This window comes from Bacillus sp. FJAT-27225, assembly GCF_001685025.1.
In the GTDB taxonomy this organism is placed as follows: domain Bacteria; phylum Bacillota; class Bacilli; order Bacillales; family Cytobacillaceae; genus Bacillus_D.
Genome location: NZ_MAYU01000002.1, coordinates 1 through 23,763 on the forward strand (window position 1 = coordinate 1; position 23,763 = coordinate 23,763).

A 23,763-nucleotide genomic window follows, 5' to 3' on the forward strand; every position below is an offset into this window, starting at 1 on the left:
AGCATCTGACTTTTAATCAGAGGGTCGAAGGTTCGAGTCCTTCATGGCTCATTTTATTTTTAAAAGCTATTGTCCAATAAAAGTTTTTTAGGTAAACTTTACTTAGAGATGCGGAAGTAGTTCAGTGGTAGAACATCACCTTGCCAAGGTGGGGGTCGCGGGTTCGAGCCCCGTCTTCCGCTCCATTTTTATTGGGGCCTTAGCTCAGCTGGGAGAGCGCCTGCTTTGCACGCAGGAGGTCAGCGGTTCGATCCCGCTAGGCTCCACCATCACACTTACATAAAGACCTATTATGCCTTCATTCCATTGGATTGAAGGCTTTTTTTATACCACGTGATTCTCGTGACTCAAGAAATGTGGGCTGATGTAATGTAGAAGTGTATATATATACAGAATCTTGTCGTGTTGAGTCAAATGGAAATGAGAGGTTAAAATGGAGAAAAAGGGGGAGAGACAATGGGGAAATTATCAATCATTGGTATGCCAATGGACCTTGGGCAACTGCGGCGCGGCGTCGATATGGGTCCGAGTGCGATTCGCTATGCCGAGGTGGTGGATAGGCTAAAAACCTTGTTTGATGAGATTGAGGACCTTGGGGATATAGCAGTTGGTCGCCCGGAAGTTGTGATTGATCAGCAATCAAACTTACGAAACTTGGAACTGATAACCGAAAAAAATGAACAGCTGGCCGAAGCTGTAGATAAGGTAGTTGAAAAAGGCTCATTTCCTCTTGTTCTTGGCGGGGACCATAGCATTGCAATCGGAACTCTTGCTGGTATAGCAAAGCATTATAGCAACTTGGGTGTTATCTGGTATGATGCACACGGTGACCTTAATACTGCCGATACATCTCCATCCGGAAACATCCATGGTATGCCTCTCGCAGTCAGCCTCGGTCTTGGGCATGAGATGTTAACTAAAATTGGAGGGTACAGCCCGAAGGTAAAGCCGGAGAATATTGTTATTATTGGCGCAAGGGCATTGGATGAGGGGGAAAAGACATTCATAAAGGAAAAAGGTATAAGGGTATATACCATGCATGAAGTAGATAGAATGGGCATGGCAAAGGTGATGGAAGAAACTATCGCCTACCTTAAAGATAGAACAGACGGTGTCCATCTATCATTGGATCTTGATGCGCTAGACCCACTGGATTGCCCTGGGGTAGGGACGCCAGTGTATGGTGGTATTACGTATAGGGAAAGTCACCTTGCCATGGAAATGCTCGCAGAGGCCGAAATCATAACTTCCGCCGAATTTGTAGAAGTAAATCCGATATTAGATGAACGGAACAAGACGGCTAAAGTGGCTGTAGAATTAATGGGTTCATTATTTGGAGAAAAACTGCTTTAATTAACTCTGTACAATAAAACCAGCAGTCTTTGTTTTAAGCTGCTGGTTTTTTAGTTGAAAATTGCCCCCTGGTTAAATGTCATCCTCTTTTGGTAATCAGCAAATGATACGTGTTAAGCAAGGAATCTAATTTAATGCTTGCCTCAACAACATCTCGGTCGGTGAGTGATGTGTTTGAGGCAAGTTGCACCATCTCATTCCGGGATGTTTCAATGTCTTGGGCAAGTTTAGCGAGCTTGATACTCATAGCAACCATTCCCTTTTGTAAAATTTACTATTTTTATCTCCGTTATTGTGTAAATTCAAACCTTAAATACACCACATTTATCTAGAATTTGATAAAATTGTTTTAAAATAAATGAAACCTTTTTGCACGCGATTCGTAAAATCGCATAGCCGCAATTGGAGGCGGAGGAAAACCATTGGATGCTCTTGTAAAAAAACGGATAAAACAAGTTAAAAAAGGCGACCAGGATGCGTTTGCTGAAATTGTTGAAATTTATAAAGACAAATTGTTTCAATTGGCCTATCGGATGCTTGGAAATCGGCATGAGGCGGAAGACATTGCCCAGGAAGCGTTTATCCGGGCGTATGTGAATATTGATAGCTATAATCAGGAATATAAGTTTTCTACCTGGCTATATCGAATAGCTACCAATTTATGTATAGACAGGATTCGGAAGAAAAAGCCGGATTTCTACCTGGATGCTGAAATGGCAGGGACGGAAGGCCTAAACCTATACTCGCGAATTCCGTCAGATACACCTCTTCCTGAAAGGGAATTGGAAACAATGGAGCTTCAGGAAACAATACAGGGAGAAATATTAAAGCTGCCTGAAAAATACAGATCAGCGATTGTGCTTAAATATGTTGAAGAATTATCATTAAATGAAATAAGTGAGATACTTGACTTGCCTCTCGGGACGGTAAAAACCCGTATCCATAGAGGGCGGGAAGCGTTAAGAAAGCAGTTACGACATGTATAAGAGGTGAACGATGTGAATTGTCCTGACGAAATCATTAGTTATATGCACGAATACCTGGATGAAGATATTGAACGAGAACATGAACAGTTGCTTAAGAAACACTTGGGTACATGCAAAGAATGCCAGACTATCTTTCACGAACTTGAAAAATCTGTGGCACTCGTGAAGAGCACAGCGCATGTCCATGCTCCGGAGGGATTTACACAATCCGTCATGGCGAAACTTCCGAAGGAAAAGAAAAAGGTTGGTATTCAGCGCTGGATGAAAGGACATCCGATGCTTACGGCTGCTGCTGTATTCCTTGTTTTAATGGCTGGAAGTCTTTTTTCAATAGTAGATAATAGTGGCGAGGAATTTTCGACAACCAATGCTGACCAGGTAGTTATTGAAAATGAAACGGTTATTGTTCCAGCCGGGAAAGTTGTCCGCGGGGATTTAGTAGTTAAGAACGGGGACATCAAGATCGAAGGTGAGGTCCAGGGAGATGTAACGGTCATAAATGGTGAAAATTATTTGGCTTCAGCAGGGAATGTGACAGGCAAGATTGAAAAGGTTGATAAGACCTTTGACCTTATTTGGTATCATATTAAGAGAACAGCAACTAATCTTTTTAAAGTTGGCCAGGATGAATAATACAGAAGGCTAACAAATCAATTAGAATCGGCATCGGTTGAAGACCGATGCCTTAATTATTTTCTGTAGGGTTTTTCCTCTAATAAGTGAGGTACTAAATAATATTGGATTTTGTGCTATAATAAGAAAGCTATCTTTTATACAAAATCCTTACCCCTAAAGCGGGTTTTACATATTAATTTACCGGAGGAAAGCCAATGCCGTTTGGAGATTTTTCGCTATTTGACTACTTGGCCGGTATTGTCGATATCGCCATTGTCTGGTATGTCGTTTATAAATTGATTATGCTTATTAAAGGAACAAAGGCAGTCCAGCTTCTAAAGGGCATCTTTGTTATCCTTCTGGTGAAATTGCTCAGTGACTTTCTTGGGTTAAAAACCTTGAGTTGGATTGTGGATAACATCATTACGTGGGGGTTTCTGGCGATTATTATTATTTTCCAGCCTGAGCTGAGGCGGGCCCTTGAACAGCTTGGCCGGGGCAGGTTCTTTTCCAGAACTGGAAATCAGGAAGAGGAGGAGCTGGAGAGGACGACAACGGCAATTTTTAAAGCTGTCGATTATATGGCGAAGCGGCGGATTGGTGCCTTAATTTCCGTCGAGCGCGAAACTGGAATGACCGATTATATTGAAACAGGAATAAGGCTAGATGGAAAAATTTCATCAGAGCTGTTAATTAATATCTTTATCCCAAATACCCCCTTGCACGATGGGGCAGTAATATTGCAAAAGAATCATGTTGCTGCTGCGGCCTGCTATCTTCCCCTTTCGGAAAGCCCCTTCATATCGAAAGAGTTGGGAACGAGGCACAGGGCTGCTCTTGGAATTAGCGAAGTTACCGATAGTATTACAATTGTTGTGTCAGAAGAGACAGGGGCAATCTCCTTGACCAAAAATGGGGAGTTATATCGGGATTTAACAATGGAGTCTTTTAAGGAAATGGTTACAAATGAATTGGCAGGACCAGAAAGGGCTAAACCTGCTTCTTCAACTCGTTGGAATTGGAGGATGAAGAGAAATGGATAAATTGCTGGACAACAGCTGGTTTGTCAAGGTGGTTGCTCTGCTGCTCGCATTTCTGCTCTATTCGTCGGTTCCAGTAAAAGATGGAAGTAAACTTAATGAAATTTACGTTCCCGGCGATGAAACAACTGAAACAATAGAAGATGTTCCTGTATCTGCCTATTATGATACGAAAAATCTAATTGTATCAGGCTTACCCGAGACTGTGGATGTAGAGGTATCGGGTCCGAAGAGCCATGTTCAAAATGCAAAGACACTAAAGAACTTTGAAGTGTATGTGGAGTTGTCGGATGCTGAGGTAGGCAATAGAAATGTAAAGCTGAAAATAAGGGAATTATCCGATAAATTAGATGCCAAGCTCTCGCCTTCCTCCGCCAATATTACTATACAGGAACGGATTACACGTGAATTTCGGGTTGCGGCTGAATTTGATAATAGCATGGTTCAGGATGGGTTTGGTACGTCTGCACCGCAAATAAATCCAGCTAAAGTGAAAATAACCGGACCGCGTGATGAAATTGAAAGAATTACGTATGTAAAGGCTGCGGTAGACATAAAAGATCCAATTTTTGAAACAACAACACGGGATGCAAAAATCAGAGTCCTCGATAAGGATCTAAATAAACTGGATGTTATTGTTGATCCTGATACGGTAAAGGTAACCATTCCTATTAAAAGCTTGACGAAGAAAGTTCCAATCAATATAGTCGAAAAAGGAAGTTTGCCAGAGGGGCTTATCCTTGAATCAATGCAATTAGAAACCAAAGAGGCTGTTATAACTGCTGATGAATCCATTTTGGAGAAGACTGATGCGGTACGGGCCGAAGTAAATCTAAGTGAAATTACTAAAAACACAACTGTTACCGTCCCAGTCATTATTTCCGATGGGATTTCAGCTGTAACACCAGAGTTGGTCAAAATTACAGTAAAAGTCCGGAAATCGGAGCAGGAAGTTAGCCTTTCTGCCCTTCCCGTCGATATTAATGGGCTTGCTGAGGGAAATGACGTGACATTTGAAAATCCCAAAAATGGCCAAGCAAGCCTGACTGTATATGGACCGTCAGACCGGGTAAAGGCCATAAATCCCGATGATTTCCGGCTGTTTATAGAATTGACTGGACTTGAAGAAGGAAGGCATAATGTTGAAATAAAAGTTGAAGGGCCAGATGGGGTTTCCTGGAGGATGGCCCAGTCCACAGCAACAGTTACGATTACAAATACAGAGGTGTAACTACCATTGGCTGTAGTAGAAGGAGCGAGAATTAAAATGGGAAAATATTTTGGTACAGACGGAGTACGGGGCGTTGCAAATAGTGAACTGACACCTGAATTGGCGTTTAAATTGGGGCGCTTTGGAGGGTTTGTTCTTACAAAGGATAAAGATCGTCCGAAAGTTATTATAGGGCGCGATACAAGGATTTCGGGTCATATGCTTGAAGGAGCACTGGTTGCCGGCCTTCTTTCAATAGGTGCTGAAGTAATGAGGCTTGGTGTTATTTCGACACCGGGTGTTGCTTATTTAACGAAGGCACTTGGGGCCCAGGCTGGAGTTATGATTTCCGCATCTCATAATCCTGTTCAGGATAATGGCATAAAATTCTTTGGCCCTGACGGATTCAAGCTATCGGATGAACAGGAGGATGAGATTGAGAAGCTGATGGATCTTCCGGCTGATGAGCTTCCTCGTCCGGTAGGTGAAAAACTTGGCCAGGTAAATGATTACTTCGAAGGTGGCCAGAAATATCTTCAGTATTTGAAACAGACGGTCGACGAGGATTTCTCTGGTATCCATATTGCTCTTGATTGTGCACATGGAGCTACGTCTTCTCTGGCAACCCATTTGTTTGCGGACTTAGATGCTGATATCTCAACAATGGGAGCATCTCCAAATGGATTGAATATTAACGCTGGAGTGGGTTCAACTCACCCCGAGACGCTAGCTTCATTTGTTAAGGAAAAGGGCGCTGACATCGGGCTCGCCTTTGATGGGGATGGCGATAGGATGATTGCAATCGATGAAAACGGTGCAGTTGTAGATGGCGACCAAATCTTATATATATGCGGAAAGTACTTAAAAGAGCATAACAGGCTAAAGCATTCAACAGTTGTTTCCACAGTAATGAGCAATCTCGGCTTTTATAAGGCTCTTGAAAAGAATGGCATTCAAAGCGCGCAAACTGCTGTCGGAGACCGCTATGTTGTAGAGGAAATGAAGAAAAATGGCTTTAATCTCGGCGGAGAGCAATCAGGCCACATCATTTTCCTTGATTACAACACAACAGGTGATGGATTGCTGACAGGACTGCAGCTTGTAAATATAATGAAAGCCACCCAAAAGCCCTTGTCCGAGCTAGCGAATGAATTCAAGAAGTTCCCTCAGCTTCTTGTCAATGTGAGGGTGACAGATAAACATCATGTAACAGATAATGAGAAGGTTAAAGCAATTATTGAAGAGGTGGAAAGGGAGATGGGAGGAGATGGACGTATTCTCGTTCGCCCATCCGGGACAGAGCCTCTCGTCCGTGTAATGGCTGAAGCCCCGACCGAAGAACAGTGTAAGGATTATGTAACCCGAATTGTTGACGTTGTCAGGGCAGAAATGGGATTGGCCGAATAAATAATAATCGAGCACTAGCCATAAGGCTGGTGCTTTTTTGCAGTAATTAAATAAAATCCGACTTGACTTATAGGAATAATTATACTACTATTTTCGTATTCATATAGTAATAACTAGGATTGGAGGGAAAAAATTGAATACATTGCTTATCTTTTTGAACATTGCTGTTCTTCTTTTGCTAATGTATGGGTTGTTCATTTTGCAAAAGAAACATGTATCGTTTTCAAAACGTGTCTTTGCAGGGTTAGGGTTGGGGATTGTGTTTGGAACGGTCATTCATTTGCTTTATGGTACGGCCTCAGAAGTAACTTCAAAATCAATGGAATGGTTTTCAATTGTCGGCACAGGTTATGTAAAGCTATTGCAAATGATTGTCATGCCCCTTATTTTCATTTCAATTGTTGGTGCTTTTACAAAACTTAAGCTGACGAAAAATATTGGGAAGATCAGCTTCCTTGTTATTGGCCTTTTGCTTGGTACGACAGCGGTATCGGCGGTAATTGGTATAGGGTCTGCGCTTGGGTTTGGACTTGAAGGAATTCAACTGTCAGAAGGGGAAGCTGAGGCTGCTCGGAATGAGTTGTTGAAAGAAAGGGTTGTGACTGTCGAAAACATGACAATTCCCCAGCAAATTCTGGAGATGTTCCCTGGAAACCCATTTGCCGATTTAACAGGTGCGCGTCCTACTTCAACAATTGCGGTAGTTATTTTTGCAGCATTTATTGGGATTGCCTATTTAGGAATTAAACGAAAAGAGCCAGAACATGCTGAGTTTTTTGCGAAAATTATTGACACCTTTTATTCAATTGTAATGAGGGTTGTAACATTAATCCTAAGGCTTACACCTTATGGGATTTTAGCAATTATCACGAAAGTTGCTGCAACAAGTGACTATGCCGCAATTGTGAATTTAGGCAAGTTTGTAATTGCCTCCTATGTTGCACTTATTCTAATGTTTATTGTTCATTTGGCACTGTTAGCACTTGCAAAGATTAATCCAGCTCTTTATGTGAAAAAAGGTTTCCCTACTTTAACATTTGCGTTTTCTTCACGGTCGAGTGCGGGCACACTGCCCCTGACAATTAAGACACAGACAAAAGATTTCGGTGTTTCAGAGGGTATTGCAAATTTTGCTGGCTCTTTTGGATTAACTATCGGTCAAAATGGGTGTGCGGGAATTTATCCAGCCATGCTTGCTGTTATGGTTGCTCCTGCAGCAGGAATAGATCCGACTAGCATATCCTTTATTCTAACCCTCATCCTTGTTGTAACGATTAGCTCCTTTGGTGTAGCAGGCGTTGGTGGAGGGGCTACATTTGCAGCCCTGATTGTGTTGTCCATCATGAATCTCCCAGTAGCGATTGTTGGGCTTCTCATCTCAGTTGAGCCGTTAATCGACATGGGAAGGACTGCTCTCAATGTAAGTGGCTCAATGACATCAGGGCTGCTTACTAGCAAAATAACTGGTGAGCTCAATCAAAAGGTTTATCAACAGCCCAATGTAGTAGAGGCATAACCATATTTCATGCATAAGGGAACTTCACCATTCCCTTATGCATATTTTATTTTATGACCTTTGTTACTAAAGTAGAGGGTCAAGTGAGTAGAGTTTTTGAAGTTACAAATGAGGGTAAAGGGAGGAAAAACTTTACATCTTGACGAGAATTCTGTTCTCATGTAATATGGGGTTTGCTTGGTTTTTGTAAGATGCAACCAGCATAGCTAATTGTGGAAAGGTGGGCAGGGGTTTACACATACTAAAAGCGCCAGGACTAATCCGGATCGGAAATTGGGTTAGTTGACGAGGTGGAGGTTTATCGAATTTTCGGCGGATGCCTCCCGGCCGCAGCGCACGGCTGATTCCTGCTGCTTGAAATCATTAGGGCAACCTGATGGACAAAGGGCTCCAGGATGCGCAAACGGAATAGGCATGGTGGTAAAAGAAGCCGTTCCATTTATTATACGGAGATAGGGGGCAAGCTGTGCCCTCGGTACTGTCTTGCCCTCTTGTTACAGGAGGATAAGATTATATGTGCGGAATCGTTGGATATATCGGAAACCAGGATTCGAAAGAAATATTGCTTAGAGGTCTTGAAAAACTTGAATATCGCGGCTATGACTCTGCAGGGATTGCCGTTATGAACGAGTACGGCGTCAGTGTATTCAAGGAAAAGGGCCGTATTGCAGACCTTCGTGAAATTGTTAATCTAGGTGTAAAAGCAAATGCAGGTATAGGCCATACTCGCTGGGCAACTCACGGGGCTCCGAGCAAAAAAAATGCACACCCACATCAAAGCAGCGCTTCAAGGTTTACTCTTGTCCACAATGGAGTCATTGAAAACTATGAGGAACTAAAGCGCACTTATTTAACTGATGTGGAACTTGTGAGTGATACAGATACAGAAGTCATTGTCCAGATGATTGAGCTTTTTGCCAAAGATGGATTAACAGCACTGCAAGCTTTCCGCAAAACATTAAGCCAGCTTAAAGGCTCGTATGCACTTGCATTGCTTGACAATAAAGATAATGAAACCATTTATGTAGCAAAAAATAAAAGCCCTTTGCTGGTAGGCCTTGGCGATACATTTAATGTGGTTGCCAGCGATGCAATGGCTATGCTTCAGGTGACAGACCAGTTTGTTGAACTAATGGATAAAGAAATTGTTATTGTAAAGAAGGATTTGGTCGAAATTCAGACGCTTGAGGGCGAAACGGTCAGCCGAAATCCATATAAGGCAGAGTTGGATGAAAGCGACATTGAAAAGGGCACATACCCTCACTATATGCTGAAAGAGATTGACGAACAGCCTCTTGTTATTCGAAAAATCATCCAAAAATACCTGGATGAAAACGGCTTGCTGGCAATAGATGAGGATATTGTACAGGCAATTAAACAATCGGACAGGATCTATATCATTGCAGCTGGAACAAGCTATCATGCTGGCCTTGTCGGCAAGCAAATGATAGAAACTCTTGCCAAGGTTCCAGTTGAGGTCCATATCTCAAGTGAATTCGGCTACAATATGCCACTTCTTTCAGAGAAGCCTTTGTTTGTATTCATATCGCAAAGCGGGGAAACCGCAGATAGCAGGGCTGTACTCGTACAAGTAAAAGAGATGGGCCATCCTGCTCTTACGATTACAAATGTTCCGGGTTCAACCCTATCCCGAGAAGCAGATTTCACATTGCTGCTTCATGCTGGCCCGGAAATTGCGGTAGCATCGACAAAAGCTTATACAGCCCAGCTGGCAGTTCTGGCTATTCTTGCTGATGTGATAGCAAAAAGCCGAGGATTTGAGATTAACTTCGACCTGGTAAAAGAGTTGGGGATCGTTGCCAATTCCATGGAAGGCCTATGTGACTCAAAGGAAATTGTGGAGCAGATTGCCCGCGAGTTTTTGACAGTAACACGCAATGCCTTCTTTATCGGAAGGGCAGTTGACTACTATGTAGGCATGGAAGGCGCCTTGAAACTGAAAGAGATTTCCTATATCCAGGCTGAAGGATTTGCCGGCGGTGAATTGAAGCACGGAACAATCGCTTTGATTGAAGAAGGAACTCCGGTCATTGCTCTGGCTACTCAAGAAAAGGTGAATTTAAGCATTCGCGGGAATGTAAAGGAAGTGGCTGCACGCGGTGCAAATCCTTGCATTATTTCGATGAAGGGGCTTGAAGCGGATGAAGACAGCTTCGTCCTGCCAACCGTACACGAATTGCTTACACCGCTTGTTTCCGTCATTCCATTGCAGTTGCTTGCATATTATGCAGCATTGCACCGTGACTGTGATGTCGACAAGCCAAGGAACCTCGCTAAGTCAGTAACTGTAGAATAAGTTTGTACCTACTGTTATCTGCACGGGGAAGATGCGCGAGATAAAGATTTATTCAAAGCTATCCAGAGAATCGGGGTACGTACAATTGGTACGTTTACTCGATTCTCTTTTTTTATTTGTTTCATAATTTAATCAAACGTTTGATTAAAAAAACGAGAATCTAAAATCAAAGGCTTTCTTTATCAAAAATTAATACAAATTCGGGACGGGTCCGATAGGATTTTGTCCCTTTTATTTTTGCCCAATACTCTTCCGACTCAAAAAGATAGATACAAATACATGTTAAAAGTTGATTGCCATCAATTTTTAGTATCCATTATCATCCTATAATAAAGTCATCAACAGCAGTAAATTAAGGGGGAGACCAAAATTGCAAAGATTTATATTGGGTAAGAAAAATATAATTACGCTGTTTAGTGGAATTTTGATTATAATTGGATTATTTAGTCATTTGGCTTTAGATAACACGACTCTTTTCTATTGGTCATTCATTATCGCTTCCATCTTTGGAGCAGCACCAATTGCCATCCAAGCCTATCAAGCCTTGAAGGTAAAGGTTGTCAGCATTGACGTGTTAGTTACGATTGCCGTTATAGGTGCCTTTTTGATACAAAACTACGAAGAATCGGCAATAGTTACATTCTTATTCCTATTTGGTTCTTTCTTGGAGCAACGCACATTAAACAAAACACGATCTGCCATCAAAGAGTTAACTGAAATGGCACCAGAAAGTGCGTGGAAGCAACTGGAGAATGGGGAAGTTGAAGAAGTGGATGTTGATGAGGTGAACGAAGGAGACGTTTTGCTTGTTAAAACCGGCGCAAAAATTCCAGTTGATGGAAAAGTTATAAGCGGAGAAGGCTACATCAATGAAGCAAGCATTACAGGTGAATCTGTACCAATGAATAAAGTCATCGATTCTGATGTCTTTGCAGGAACGATTCTGGAAAATGGAACGATTCAAATTCGGGCAGACCGGGTGGGAGAAGATACGACATTTGGTAAGATCATTGAATTGGTAGAAGAAGCCCAAGACTCCAAGTCGGAAGCGGAGCGGTTCATTGACCGATTCTCCAAATATTATACTCCAGCGGTTTTAGTCCTGGCACTCATCGTGTGGTTATTGTCACGGAATGTAGAACTGGCCATAACCATTTTGGTTTTAGGATGCCCAGGTGCGCTGGTTATTGGGGTACCCGTTTCAAACGTTGCCGGCATCGGAAATGGTGCGCGTAATGGCATACTCCTAAAAGGCAGTGAAGTCATCAATGACTTCAGCAAAGTAGATACAATGGTCTTTGATAAGACAGGAACACTGACAGCAGGAAACCCTGAAGTAGCGGAAAGTGAATACTATGGAAAAAACAGTAAGGAAGTTCTGGGATACCTGGCAAGTGTAGAACGTGAGTCAGACCACCCACTTGCAAAAGCTGTCTTAAATGACATCGGCATAATCACTACCTATCCAGTAGAAGAGACAGAAGTTATCAAAGGCGGCGGAATTGTCGCAAAGGTAAAGGGTCGTCGTGTAGCAGTAGGAAATGTCGCTTTGATGGAAAAGGAAAATATTAAACTAAGTCAAAAAGCTAAAGCAGATGTGAAGCGTTTTGAAGAAAGAGGAAACTCCCTTGTCCTGACTGCAATCGACGGAAAATTGGAAGCTCTGATGGGCATTCGTGACCGGATCCGTCCAGGTATGGGAGAAGAACTTCAACGGTTTAAAAAGTTAGGAGTAAAGAATCTCGTCGTCCTTTCCGGAGACAACCAAGGAACAGTTGATTTAGTTGCCCGTGAGCTTGGATTGACAGAAGCACATGGACATATGTTGCCCGAGGATAAATCTGCTCATATCAAAAAAATGCAAACAGAAGGCCACATCGTCGCTTTCGTAGGAGATGGGGTCAACGACAGCCCTTCATTAGCCCTCGCGAATATTGGTATCGCAATGGGCAGCGGAACAGATGTTGCAATTGAAACATCTGATGTAGTCTTGATGAACTCCAACTTCAATAACTTGTCACATGCTTTAGGTTTAACAAAGGCAACTGCAAGAAACATGAAACAAAATATCGCAATTGCGGTTGGTGTGGTATTGGTTTTACTTGCTAGTGTGTTCTTCAGTGAATGGATGAACATGTCCATTGGTATGCTGGTTCATGAGGCAAGTATCCTGGTTGTTATCGTGAACGGCATGAGATTGCTGAGATATCGTTTAAGGGACAAAAAGACTGCCGCCCCAGCAAAGATAGAAACAGTTAAAGCGGCTTAAAGAATGTGCAAAACTTGATTTCTATCAATTTTTTCAAATTAAAACAGAGCTATACTAGAATTGTGAAAGAGAAAGAGGCAGAACAATGAAGCCTCAAATTTATAAAAAGGGGATGTAAGCATTGCAAAAGGCAGTCATTCAATTAGAAACATTATCTTGTCCATCGTGTATGCAAAAGATTGAGAATGCAGTAAAGGGATTGAATGGGATCAACCAAGAAAGTGTAAAAGTATTATTCAATTCTAGCAAAGTAAAAGCAGATTTTGATTCAGAAACATTGGTGATAGGAGATATTGAAAAAGTGATTGAAAACCTGGGATATCCCATCATTAAATCAAAGGTAAAATCCTTCTAGGCCCATAATAAAATTCACTTGAGGGAGGAATTCAATAATGTCAGTACAAATTAGGAGACCTTTAACGAGGCTGTTGTCGATTATTTCTCAAAGTTGGATTTATACACTATTGCGATTACCCGTGCACATGGTAAGAATCACCCTGAGGTTTTTGAAGTACGTGCTCTATTCGAAGGAATAAATGAAAAGGTAAAAGAAGCGGGCGCAAGCAACCCCAGCCTGGATGCAGAATTTACTCAGTTACGTAAAATAACAGACAACTATATGATTCCAGAACGGGGAAAGTAAGTATCGGACATATTTCAGGGAATCGGAGACGTGCCATTGGCAGGTATTCTCGGTTCTCTTTTTATTCGTTCATAATTTAATCAAACATTTGATTAAAAATAGGAAAAGCCTGGTGCACCCATAATTTTAGCAAGAGAATAAAGCATGGAAAAGATACGAATTAGTCCAGCAAAAACCAGTCTGGATCTAATAAAGGTCCGGTTTTTTTGTAGTCTAGAAGAACAGTTTCGAAACCTTTACATATTACGGAAAATTTCTTGCTATGCCCCATTTACTTGATAGACGAAACTTGAAATTATAGTATAGTTAAATTAAGGATAGAGGTTGGTTAAACCGATTACGTTAACTGGTATGTACTGATACGAGGGCAAAGGAGGCTGTGAATGAAAAATCAATATGAGACGTTCAGCTCATTAAAACGCACAATCTATTTGTGGGTCATTCCTTGTATCCTTATTTCCCTGTTGTTTAATAATTACTTGCAAAATACATCGAGCAGTGACCATATTGTTGGCACTGTCACAAACACAGTTTTGATAATATGGTTTAGTATATCCTGGGTTTTGTTATTTAAAAATTTGCAACTTCGTTTTGTTGAGCTTTCCAACGTACTTCTTGTAAGCCTCTATCATGTTATTATCTTTTATGATTCTGTTGACAAAGTTATTTTAAAGGCTGGAGAAAATTCTCTAGGCGATTTTATAATATGGATGCCTATCATCATGATGTATATATTTGTATCAACAAGTAAAAAATATAGCCTTTTAATTGCGCTTACTGTGTTTGTCCTTACACTGATTCCCGGACTGCTAAACATGCCTGTAATTTCCGCTGAGGCTCTGGACTCGTTTATCCAGTATTACGTAGCAAATATCGTTTATATTGTTGTTCTTTATTTCACACAATATCTTTTCGGAGTCTATAAGGAGTTGGCAGAAGCCAGACGTGATGCATATACAGATTCGCTTACCGGAATAGCAAACCGGCATCAAATCGATAAATGGCTTGAAGAATTCATCCAGGATGGTATTAACAGCTATACCCCATTATCTGTCGCCTTTTTTGATATCGACCATTTTAAAGCGATAAATGATCGATATGGCCACCATGTGGGGGATGAAGCGTTAAAGGAATTGGTTGCAGTGATAGAGAAAAATCTGGGGCCTGATGAGCGGTTTGGAAGATGGGGTGGCGAGGAGTTTATCGTTCTCGTTAAAAAATCGGAAGATGATGCCCTCAAGCTCGCTGAGAAGTTGCGTAAAGTAATAGAAAACCATGACTTTAAAGTAGTAGGAAGAATCACCTCCAGTATTGGTATTACAGGCTATATAAAAGGAGACACAATTGTCACTCTTCTGGACAGGGCAGACAAAGCGCTTTATACATCAAAACAGCTTGGAAGAAATCAGGTTCAAGTACAAGAAGCACCGGCGGGATAAGCCGGTGCTTCTTGTATGTAGTGGAAGATTTTTCATGGTCCCGCTTGGACAGAAAACGGACTTCCTTGTGGCTCTTCTTCACGCAAGTAATGGGTAAACGTTTTATTCCATACATGGTAAGCAACGAGCAGTAAGATTGCTGTCCCGCAGACTGCCATCAAAATCCAGGCAGGAACCCTTTCAAACAATAGCCCGAACAGGACAAATCCTATCGGTGCCATCCCGCTTGCACCTGTTTCTAAGAGGGACATGACGCGTCCCCGTAATTCATCCGGAGTCTTCTTTTGCAATAGGACAAAGATAGGCATATTGATTATCATCGAAAGTGAGGAACTAACTAAAACCAGGATAATAAGATAAATAAAAATAAGGCTGTTCGGGACAACGGATGCTGCCGGGATGCTGGGAAGGCCAATTAAAATCAAGGCCACAGACATTCCTGATACTCCGCCAAGGATGGCGAACTCCTTCCTCTTAATTTCGGAACGCACAGACAAGAATAGTGCAAGCAGTAGAGTCCCGGCGGAAAAAAATCCCTCAATAATTCCCAATTGATACGATGGCATTTTCCGGACAATTAATACGAGGTAGGGCAAGCCGATTGGGAAAGCCGTGAACCAAAAGTTCAGCCAAATTGCAAAAAAGATAAGATGTTTAATAAACGCTTCATTTTTAACATAGACAAAACCTTCCTTAAAATCTTGAAAAAAGCCAGTTTTCACTGCATGAATCCTTTTCTCAGCAAATAAATTATAGCGGATGAATAAGCTTAACAGGCCGGAAATGGAAAAAGCAACGATATTGATGACCATAAACGATGTAACGGACATGAAACCGAAAAAGGCACCACCCAGAACTGGACCGAGGATTGTCGATAATGAAGCAGCCGATTGATTCAATGACATGGCCCTTTGGAGATTATCAGGGCCAACCATGTTGTAAATAGTGGAGGTTACTGCATTTGAATAAAATGTGTTGAACGTATTTAACACAGCTGCAGCGACATAGAGCAGCCAAATGTCCTTTGTGACAAAGGTGAATAAGAAGAAAATAATCCCCAGCCAGATGGCACAGGCAAAATCACTGAAGATGATAATTTTCTTCCGGTCGTATCGGTCTGCAAGGGCACCCGCAAAAGGTGAGAGAAGAACACGTGGAAGGGTAGACATTAATAAGGTGATAGCAAAATTAAGGCTTGATCCGGTTTGATCCAGAATATATAGCCCAATTGCAAAGCTGTAAATAGAAGAGCCAAGTACCGCGACCATCTTGGCGGGGACGAACAGGAATAAATTCCGTTTAACTGCTTGTTCCAAGGTAAAGCATCCTCTCCAGGCAACTGTTTTAAAAGCTCATATCATAACCCTATATTCCATTTGATTTACTTCTTTTTATAATCGTTTCATTCAATATTTATTGTACGTTTTAATAAAATTGGGGACAACCACAAAATGGAACATTATAAAATTATTGGATTTCGCCCTCTTCTCACATAGAACCAGTGTATCTACAGTAAAATAGGGGAAATGGAATGTAAACTTCCGTTATATGTACATTTTAAGTGGATAAGGTTGACAATTTATAATAATAAAAGTATACTAACTTACATAAAGTAACCAATATAATGAGAGGGGGTTAGCGAATATGGAAATGAAATTTCATCGCTACCCAAATACATTTATAGGCGGAGTCAATCTGAAGGTCGAAAACCTTGGTCGGTCACTTGAGTTTTATAAAAAGATTATCGGTTTTGAAGTGCTGGAGGAAAGCAATAGAAAAGCGGTACTAGGTGCAGGGCAAAAGCCCCTTGTCACACTTGAACAGCCGGAAGGTGTCATTTCAAAGCAGCAGCGAAGGTCAGGGCTATACCATTATGCAATTCTTTTGCCATCAAGGAAGGATTTGGGCAAGGTTCTGCGTCATTTTATTGAAATCAATCAACCGATTGGTGCGGGAGATCATCTTGTATCAGAGGCTTTGTATCTGGATGACCCGGATGGAAATGGAATAGAGATTTATTCGGATCGTCCATCTTCCGGTTGGGCTTGGAATGGAACCGAAGTGGAAATGACAACAAAGCAAATCGATGCAGAGGGAATTCTCGCTTCCGGCGAAGGCGAAAGCTGGAATGGGATGCCTGCGGATACAATCATTGGGCATGTTCATCTACATGTTGCGAATTTGCAGGAAACCAAAAAGTTCTATGGTGAGGGACTCGGTTTTGAATTAGTCAGCCGATTTCCTCAGGCATTGTTTATGTCAACAGGCGGCTACCATCACCATCTTGGATTGAACACTTGGAATGGTGTTGGAGCGCCTGCTCCAGAAGAGAACAGTGCAGGATTAAAGTATTTTACACTTCTAATGCCGGAAGAACAAAGGGAAAAGGTAATCAAAAACCTAGGTGAACTTGGTGTACCTGTTGATGAAGAATATATGGTAAAGGATCCTTCTGGTATTGCAATTAAGCTTGATATTGTTAAACCATAAATAAAACAGGAAGCGGCATTGCTGCTTCCTGTTTCCTTTTAAACTCCAAACGAAGCCCTTCTTCCTAAGAAGAAGGGCTTGTTACATCCAAGTCGGTATGCTCAGGCTCAGGGCTTTTACTAATTTCTACATAAAGGATTTGATGTCCATCAAGGTCGGTTATTTTAAACGTATAGCCTTCCTCCTCAATGGTATCTCCTATTTTAACATCATACGTATGGGAAAGAATCCAGCCGCCCAGAGTATCAATGTCTTCATCAGAAATGGACGTGCCTAGCAGGTCATTTACATCTCCAATTAAAACTTTTCCGCTCATAATAAAATGGCCTTCAGCAATTTTGCGTACTTCAGCCACCTCATCGGCATCAAACTCATCCCGAATTTCACCGACTATTTCTTCAAGAATATCCTCAACCGTTACAATTCCAGCCGTCCCGCCATACTCATCAACTAGAATCGCCATATGTGTCCGTTCCTTTTGCAATTTAACGAGCAGGTCATGGATTGGTATTGTCTCAATTACATGAATAATTGGCTTGATAAAGTTGGTGAGTGGTTTCTCCATCAATGCCTCATGGTTTAGGTTAGCTGTCAGGATTTCCTTAATATTCACCATCCCTGCAATGTTATCCTTGTCCCCGTTGACAACCGGGTAACGTGTGTACTTTTCACGGCGAATGGTTTCAAGTATCTCCGGTATGGTGTCATCAATGGAAAGTGTGACAATTTCGGTGCGGGGCACCATGATTTCCTTTGCAATCCTATTATCAAATTCAAAGATGTTATTTACATACGTTAATTCAGATTGATTGATTTCACCCTGTTCAAAGCTCTCGGATATGATGATCCGCAATTCTTCTTCCGAGTGGGCCAGCTCATGCTCAGAAGCGGGCTTGAGTCCAAATAGACCGACAAGGAATCGGGCAGAACCATTTAATGCCCAGATAAAAGGATACATGATTTTATAAAAGATAATAATCGGCTTTGCTAAAAGCAGTGTCACTTTTTCAGCCATCTGAATGGCAAAAGTTTTTGGTGCCAGTTCACCCACAACAACATGAAGGAATGTTATGAGGGAGAAGGCAATAGCAAAAGAAAGAATATCAGCAACAGACTCGTTGATGTCCATATTGTGGAAGACAGGCTCTAAAAGTGCCTCCACAGTTGGCTCCCCCAGCCAGCCCAGCCCAAGTGCTGTAATGGTAATCCCCAGCTGGCAGGCTGACAGATATTCATCAAGATGCGTAAGAACATGTTTAGCTGCCTTCGCGCCTTTTCTATTTTCTTCTATTAGCTGGTCAATCCTGGATCCTCTAACCTTGACAATCGCAAATTCAGTTACAACAAAAAAGGCTGTCATAGCAATGAGGATGAATACAAGTAACAGATTGATGAGTGTTGTTGTCAATATATGCCCCTAATTTTTCAGGGTCACACCTCCTGGTTTTATAAAACGTTCTGGCAAAGGGTAAATGCTGCCTGTAAAGCCATTCTTTCCTTATTATTAGCAAAGTATAGACATTCCTGGCAAATTAGAAGTCTATATGCCCTCTATTCCACATATATAGAATCCGAAAACCTTCGAAGAAAATGGCGAAAAATAGAGGGGATTATCGGCATATTATGACAAAAAGCTTTTGCAAATTGGGTTATTATTTTTTTATAAAAACGTTTGGGCGAATGCCTCCTAGTAAAGAGTTTGTACTGCTGAGGAAAATGAGAAAAGGCCTGGGGTAAATGTTCCCATAGTTATTTGTAAGGTTTTCCAGTATACTGAAATGAAAAGGGAAAATTTACACATGGACGTATAAATATGGAGCGAAAGTTCTTCTCATATAAATTCTGCCATAAGGCGGTGTATGCAGGGAGATAACTGCCCGGAGCCAGGAAGGATTTACGAGTATATTTCTGGCTTATTTTATAAGGGGGAATCAATGGTGGAGGTTTTTGGTATTATAAATGAAATCAACCCGGATTACCTGCTGCACGCTCAATCATATATTGAGATAAGTGGAGAACATGATATTATGTCTGCAAGGCAGGAAGCACGCCAGGCTGCAAAAAAGCTTGGTTTCAGCCTGTTCGATCAATCGCGGATTATTACGCTGATTTCTGAACTTGCTCGCAATATTTATAAGTATGCGGGGTACGGAAGGATATACATTGAAGAAATAAAAGAGCATGGCGTACATGGCCTCTGCTTTCTTGCTATAGATGATGGGCCAGGCATCGTAGATGTTGACCGTGCCATGAAGCAAGGTTTTTCCACCTCCGGAAGTCTGGGAGCGGGCCTTCCGGCAATGAAAAGAATGGCCGATGAATTTTCCATTGAAACAGTGCCTGGAAAAGGGACATGCATTAAAATTATAAAATGGCTCTATTAAGATATGTAAACATATTTTTAATACCACACAAATTCCAGCCTTAAACCTAAGGGTGGATTTTTTTATAAGAAAAGCGCAAGCGCCTTCGTGACAGGCAAAAGTCACCTGTCTCTGCGATGATTATTCTTTTGCTTTCCTTTGTGCACATCGCCGTACAAACTGGAGGGGCTTTGATTGAGATAAAATGAACCTTCCATCAGCGTTCTTTGCTGATGGTTAGGTGAATGAATCGGGCCTTTAGGGTCAGCTGCCGTAGGCTTACTGACCATTAAGGCGGGATAGAGGAATCACGAAGAGCGAAGCAACTACCCTGTATTACTTCGTAAAAGTGTATCTTTTAAAAGCTACATGGCTTTGCCGACGAGTTGAAGTTATGCTTTCATAATATGCCTTGGCGCGGGAGCACTAAGCGCGTTTGTGCATGACTTATCGCAGGGATGAGCCGTAAAGTTTGCGCTGGAGCTAGACAGTTAATGAAAAGTTATACTTTCTTAAACAGTAAAAATACAGCCCCTATTCTACAGGGGCTGTAATCGTGAATTATGCTTCTGCGGTTTTCTCGCTGCCGCGTATTTCATTTAAATAGGCAGCTGCTTTGGATTCATCAAATTGTTTTTCCCATTTCGACATAACAATGGCAGCAAGTGAATTGCCGACAACATTGACAGCAGTCCGAGCCATATCAAGAATTCTATCTATACCAGCGATAAATGCCAACCCTTCAACCGGTATTCCGACTGTTCCTAATGTAGCTAGAAGAACAACGAATGAGACTCCAGGAACACCCGCGATACCTTTCGAAGTTACCATCAAGACAAGGACGAGTGAAAGCTGCTGGCTTATAGATAAATCAATTCCATACATTTGAGCAATGAAGATGGCAGCAAGCGCCTGATACAGTGTCGATCCATCAAGGTTAAATGAATAACCTGTCGGGATAACAAAGGAAGTTATCGCTTTTGGACATCCGAACTTCTCCATCTTCTCCATTAACTTTGGCAAAACCGTTTCTGAGCTTGCTGTTGAGTAAGCTAAAATCAACTCATCTTTTAAGATTCTAAACAAGTTGAAGATATTGATTCCGAATAGACGTGCAGTTATACCAAGAATGACGACGACAAAGAATATCATTGTTCCATACGTTAGGAGGACAAGTTTACTTAGTGGAACAAGAGAGCTGACTCCAAACTTTGATACTGTAACACCAATCAAGGCGAATACGCCGAATGGAGCAAATTTCATGATTTGGTTTGTCATGTAAAACATGGCGTCGGCAGTTCCCTGGAAAAAGGCCAATACAGGCTTTCCTCTTTCTCCGATCGCCGCCACACCAAGGCCAAACATGACTGAAAAGAAAATGATAGCCAGCATATCGCCTCTTGCCATCGCATCAACTATATTTGTAGGAACAATATTTATAAATGTATCTGCCATGCTGTGGGACTGGACTTCCTCTGTTGTTGAAAGATAGCTGCCGATATCGCCCTTTGTCAGGGAGCTCATATCAATGCCTAGCCCAGGTTTAAAGATGTTTGCGCTAAGCAATCCAACTAAGATTGCGATTGTTGTAATGATTTCAAAATAAAGCAGTGATTTACCGCCAAGTTTACCAAGTTTCTTCAGATCACCAACACCTGCAACGCCAATCACGATACTCGCTATGACAATTGGCACAACAATCATTTTTATTAGTCGTATAAAAATAGTTCCTATCGGCTGCAGCCATTCCTGTACAGATGGATTGCCATAAAAAACGGCACCAACGGCAATACCGAGTGCAAGGCCGATTAGAATTTGCCATGCCAAACCAATTTTTCTCATATTTATCAAACTCCTTTATTGGATTTGGTTATAAAGTGAAACTTTAACTAATGGGAGTATTTCCGCTCCCATTGAATGGTGGTTGCCCCAATTGGGCTTTTACGCAAAGTTGACCTCTGCCAATGTCATTTGGATTAACAGATAGTACGGGGAGTTGAATCTCCAAATGGGAAGGGACTTACTGATGGTAATACGGGAAAAAAAGCACATTCCCCATTTTAATGAGACAGGGGGCATTGTGTCAAAAACAAAAATTGACAAAAAATGCGGGAAACCTTTATAGAATAGCATAATTCGAGACTATAAAGCCATGTCGATTTTTGGACAATTTAAGAAAGGGTTGAATGGAGGCTGTCCTAAGGAGCGAAAACAAATAAAGAGGGTGTTCCACGTTAATGTGGAACACCCTTCAAGGCTTACTTTTTATTAAAAGGATTATTTGGATCATTTGGATTGTGATTATTCGGATTGGTAAAGGTGCCGCCCTGATTTGAATGGTTAGTTTTCCCTGGCTGGCCAGGAGCCGTCCCCATGCCCTTATGTCCTGGGAAACCTGGGTTGTTTTGTCCCGCATTTGGACCAGCAAATCCAGGCCCATTCGGTTGTTTAACAACAGTTGTTTGTTCGAATTTCTGGTCTAGCCGTGCAAGGTATTTAGAGGCGAATTCCCTTCCGCCAAGTCCAAATGCCAGTCCGAATGCCAATGCAAGTCCGCCAAGAATTAAAATAAATGCGGCATTTACAATGGAAGCTGCTACACCTAGCTGGGCAAGTGCCATAAAGACAGAAATGGCAATGACTGCGTATTTTGCCACCGAAGATAGCATGCCGTAATGAGGCCCCTGGAGCATGCTGGAAAGCAATTTCTTGAGAAGGTTGCCAACATAAAGCCCCACTATAAGTATGATTAACGCTGCAATGACATGTGGCAGATACGCAATAACACCAGTTCCAAGTGTTACAAGGAAATCAAGTCCCACTAAATTTAATGCTTCGACAACAAAAAGAAGGACGATGATTACTTGTGCAACGGTTCCAACTGCTTTTGACAGTGAAAGGGCGGATGCGGTGTTCTTGCCAATTCCAATTCCTCTTAAAAACGTATTGAAGCCTACGCGGTCAAGCAAGTCTGTGATAAATCGATTGGCCCATCGGCCCAGCCAAAAACCAATGAGTACCATCACAATGGCTACGATGATATTTGGGATCATTGTTAAAACATCATTCAGCATATTGATGGCAGGGCCTGATATTCCTTCAAGGTCAAGTCGTTCGAGTGCTGTGATGAATGTTGGAATTAGAATAAGAACAAAAACAATGGTTCCAATTACCGAAGAAAGGCTTGTCCCTTCAAAGAGCCTTTTTGCCCCGAAACGCTCGACTACCTTTTCTAGTCCAACTCCCTGGAGCAGGTTGGTTACGATATCCCGGACAATTTTCGCGATAAACCAGCCGACCAGAATGATAAGTGCGGCCGAAAATAGTTTTGGCAGGAACGAAAGAATATTGCCAAGCATAGTTGAAAACGGTTCTGATATCCCTCTAATGTCAAGAGCTGCCAAAACTCCCGGCAAGAACAGGAGCAGGACGAGATAAAAGACAATTTTAGCTACCCGATCTGCTAGCTGCCCGGGATCTTCGCTGTCTTTTGTCATATTTAGTTTTTGTGAAATCTGATGGACTCTTAATGTACGGCCGCCTTTTCTGATGAGATAACTTAGGCCTGAAGCAACAAGCCAGCCTACAGCGAAGATTAGTGCTGCCTTCAGGATACTAGGAATCGCAGATGTAATCGCTGTCATCATGCTTACAAGCGGACCGGCAATGATGTCCAGATCAAGTATGTTAAAGAATAGGATAAAAACGAAGACTAGCAAAAGATAATAAACAATTTTACTGATTATCTTCTCGGACGAAAATTTTCTATCCTTTACATGAGAGAATAAACGATTATCAAGATTTGATTTTTGAAGGGCTTTAAATACCCCTTTTTCTATAGCTTTGGCAAGGATCCAGCCGATTAAAAGGACTGCCAAAGCGATTAATAGGTCGGGAAGCTTATAGGTTAGTTGCTCCCAGCCTCCCCATAGGTCATTGTTACTTCTCAATATAGGTCACTCCTTCTTTCTATTTGTCTTGACTTCAGACTATATCTGCTTTACCCGGGTTTGGGGTTCTTAAACGGACAAAAAATAATATTCCTGCGGTCAGCAAAAAGGTTTTTGAAGAGAAGGGAGGATGGGTATAAAGAAATAGTTTGGAAAGGCATATTG

The 23,763-nt window shown here is 41.7% G+C and carries 18 protein-coding genes and 2 tRNA genes; 15 read left to right on the forward strand and 5 right to left on the reverse strand.

The genetic code is table 11. The features are described from left to right. The first annotated feature begins 110 nt into the window (after nucleotides 1-110). From A8F94_RS06445 to rocF, 3 genes are all read left to right on the forward strand, one after another. Nucleotides 111-185: transfer RNA gene (locus A8F94_RS06445), tRNA-Gly, on the forward strand. 8 nt (nucleotides 186-193) lie between these two features. Then, nucleotides 194-269 (forward strand) — tRNA-Ala (locus tag A8F94_RS06450). 187 nt (nucleotides 270-456) lie between these two features. Next, nucleotides 457-1,353 (forward strand): arginase, encoded by an 897-nt coding sequence (gene rocF, locus A8F94_RS06455; RefSeq protein WP_066197333.1) that lies wholly within the window; start codon nucleotides 457-459, stop codon nucleotides 1,351-1,353. Nucleotides 1,354-1,432: 79 nt separating this feature from the next. On the opposite strand, the gene A8F94_RS24855 is transcribed toward rocF, so the two are convergent. Beyond that, nucleotides 1,433-1,600: an aspartyl-phosphate phosphatase Spo0E family protein gene (locus tag A8F94_RS24855; protein ID WP_139070041.1), complete on the reverse strand. Its 168-nt coding sequence runs from the start codon at nucleotides 1,598-1,600 to the stop codon at nucleotides 1,433-1,435. 175 nt (nucleotides 1,601-1,775) lie between these two features. Here A8F94_RS24855 and sigW point away from each other — a divergent pair, with 175 nt between their 5' ends. The 10 genes from sigW (at nucleotide 1,776) to A8F94_RS06510 (ending at nucleotide 14,795) form a co-directional block, all read left to right on the forward strand. Further along, on the forward strand, nucleotides 1,776-2,339 hold the full coding sequence (gene sigW, locus A8F94_RS06460; protein WP_066197336.1) for an RNA polymerase sigma factor SigW: 564 nt from the start codon (nucleotides 1,776-1,778) through the stop codon (nucleotides 2,337-2,339). A gap of 12 nt (nucleotides 2,340-2,351) precedes the next feature. Next, nucleotides 2,352-2,972, forward strand: coding sequence for an anti-sigma factor family protein (locus tag A8F94_RS06465; protein WP_066197339.1), 621 nt, complete (start codon nucleotides 2,352-2,354; stop codon nucleotides 2,970-2,972). A gap of 197 nt (nucleotides 2,973-3,169) precedes the next feature. Then, a complete protein-coding gene (gene cdaA / locus A8F94_RS06470; protein ID WP_066197342.1) occupies nucleotides 3,170-3,997 on the forward strand; it encodes a diadenylate cyclase CdaA in 828 nt (275 codons plus the stop codon). Beyond that, nucleotides 3,990-5,225 carry a CdaR family protein gene (locus tag A8F94_RS06475; protein WP_066197345.1) on the forward strand — a complete coding sequence of 412 codons (1,236 nt, stop codon included), beginning with the start codon at nucleotides 3,990-3,992 and terminating at the stop codon, nucleotides 5,223-5,225. Before cdaA ends, A8F94_RS06475 begins: the two co-directional genes overlap by 8 nt. Nucleotides 5,226-5,261: 36 nt before the next feature. Continuing rightward, on the forward strand, nucleotides 5,262-6,611 hold the full coding sequence (gene glmM / locus A8F94_RS06480; RefSeq protein WP_066197347.1) for a phosphoglucosamine mutase: 1,350 nt from the start codon (nucleotides 5,262-5,264) through the stop codon (nucleotides 6,609-6,611). Between the two features lie 133 nt (nucleotides 6,612-6,744). Continuing rightward, nucleotides 6,745-8,127 carry an L-cystine transporter gene (locus tag A8F94_RS06485; protein ID WP_066197349.1) on the forward strand — a complete coding sequence of 461 codons (1,383 nt, stop codon included), beginning with the start codon at nucleotides 6,745-6,747 and terminating at the stop codon, nucleotides 8,125-8,127. A gap of 514 nt (nucleotides 8,128-8,641) precedes the next feature. Then, nucleotides 8,642-10,444 carry a glutamine--fructose-6-phosphate transaminase (isomerizing) gene (gene glmS, locus A8F94_RS06490; protein WP_066197351.1) on the forward strand — a complete coding sequence of 601 codons (1,803 nt, stop codon included), beginning with the start codon at nucleotides 8,642-8,644 and terminating at the stop codon, nucleotides 10,442-10,444. Between the two features lie 370 nt (nucleotides 10,445-10,814). Beyond that, nucleotides 10,815-12,713 carry a heavy metal translocating P-type ATPase gene (locus tag A8F94_RS06495; RefSeq protein WP_066197353.1) on the forward strand — a complete coding sequence of 633 codons (1,899 nt, stop codon included), beginning with the start codon at nucleotides 10,815-10,817 and terminating at the stop codon, nucleotides 12,711-12,713. Nucleotides 12,714-12,834: 121 nt separating this feature from the next. After that, a complete protein-coding gene (locus A8F94_RS06500; RefSeq protein WP_066197355.1) occupies nucleotides 12,835-13,068 on the forward strand; it encodes a heavy-metal-associated domain-containing protein in 234 nt (77 codons plus the stop codon). Nucleotides 13,069-13,739: 671 nt separating this feature from the next. After that, nucleotides 13,740-14,795 carry a GGDEF domain-containing protein gene (locus A8F94_RS06510; protein WP_066197365.1) on the forward strand — a complete coding sequence of 352 codons (1,056 nt, stop codon included), beginning with the start codon at nucleotides 13,740-13,742 and terminating at the stop codon, nucleotides 14,793-14,795. A 32-nt stretch (nucleotides 14,796-14,827) separates the two neighbouring features. Here A8F94_RS06510 and A8F94_RS06515 read toward each other — a convergent pair whose 3' ends face one another. Next, entirely contained in the window at nucleotides 14,828-16,111 is a 1,284-nt protein-coding gene (locus A8F94_RS06515) for an MFS transporter (protein WP_066197370.1), read from the reverse strand. A 334-nt stretch (nucleotides 16,112-16,445) separates the two neighbouring features. Here A8F94_RS06515 and A8F94_RS06520 point away from each other — a divergent pair, with 334 nt between their 5' ends. After that, on the forward strand, nucleotides 16,446-17,285 hold the full coding sequence (locus A8F94_RS06520) for a VOC family protein (protein WP_066197445.1): 840 nt from the start codon (nucleotides 16,446-16,448) through the stop codon (nucleotides 17,283-17,285). Nucleotides 17,286-17,349: 64 nt separating this feature from the next. On the opposite strand, the gene A8F94_RS06525 is transcribed toward A8F94_RS06520, so the two are convergent. After that, the gene (locus tag A8F94_RS06525; protein ID WP_302621301.1) at nucleotides 17,350-18,693 is read right to left on the reverse strand and encodes a hemolysin family protein; all 1,344 of its coding nucleotides are present in this window, start codon (nucleotides 18,691-18,693) and stop codon (nucleotides 17,350-17,352) included. Between the two features lie 574 nt (nucleotides 18,694-19,267). On the opposite strand from A8F94_RS06525, the gene A8F94_RS06530 reads away from it, so the two are divergent. Beyond that, the gene (locus tag A8F94_RS06530) at nucleotides 19,268-19,669 is read left to right on the forward strand and encodes an anti-sigma regulatory factor (protein ID WP_139070043.1); all 402 of its coding nucleotides are present in this window, start codon (nucleotides 19,268-19,270) and stop codon (nucleotides 19,667-19,669) included. A gap of 540 nt (nucleotides 19,670-20,209) precedes the next feature. On the opposite strand, the gene gltP is transcribed toward A8F94_RS06530, so the two are convergent. After that, nucleotides 20,210-21,490, reverse strand: coding sequence for a glutamate/aspartate:proton symporter GltP (gene gltP, locus A8F94_RS06535; RefSeq protein WP_066197373.1), 1,281 nt, complete (start codon nucleotides 21,488-21,490; stop codon nucleotides 20,210-20,212). Between the two features lie 416 nt (nucleotides 21,491-21,906). Then, a complete protein-coding gene (locus A8F94_RS06540; protein ID WP_066197376.1) occupies nucleotides 21,907-23,598 on the reverse strand; it encodes a mechanosensitive ion channel in 1,692 nt (563 codons plus the stop codon). Nucleotides 23,599-23,763 lie beyond the last annotated feature (165 nt).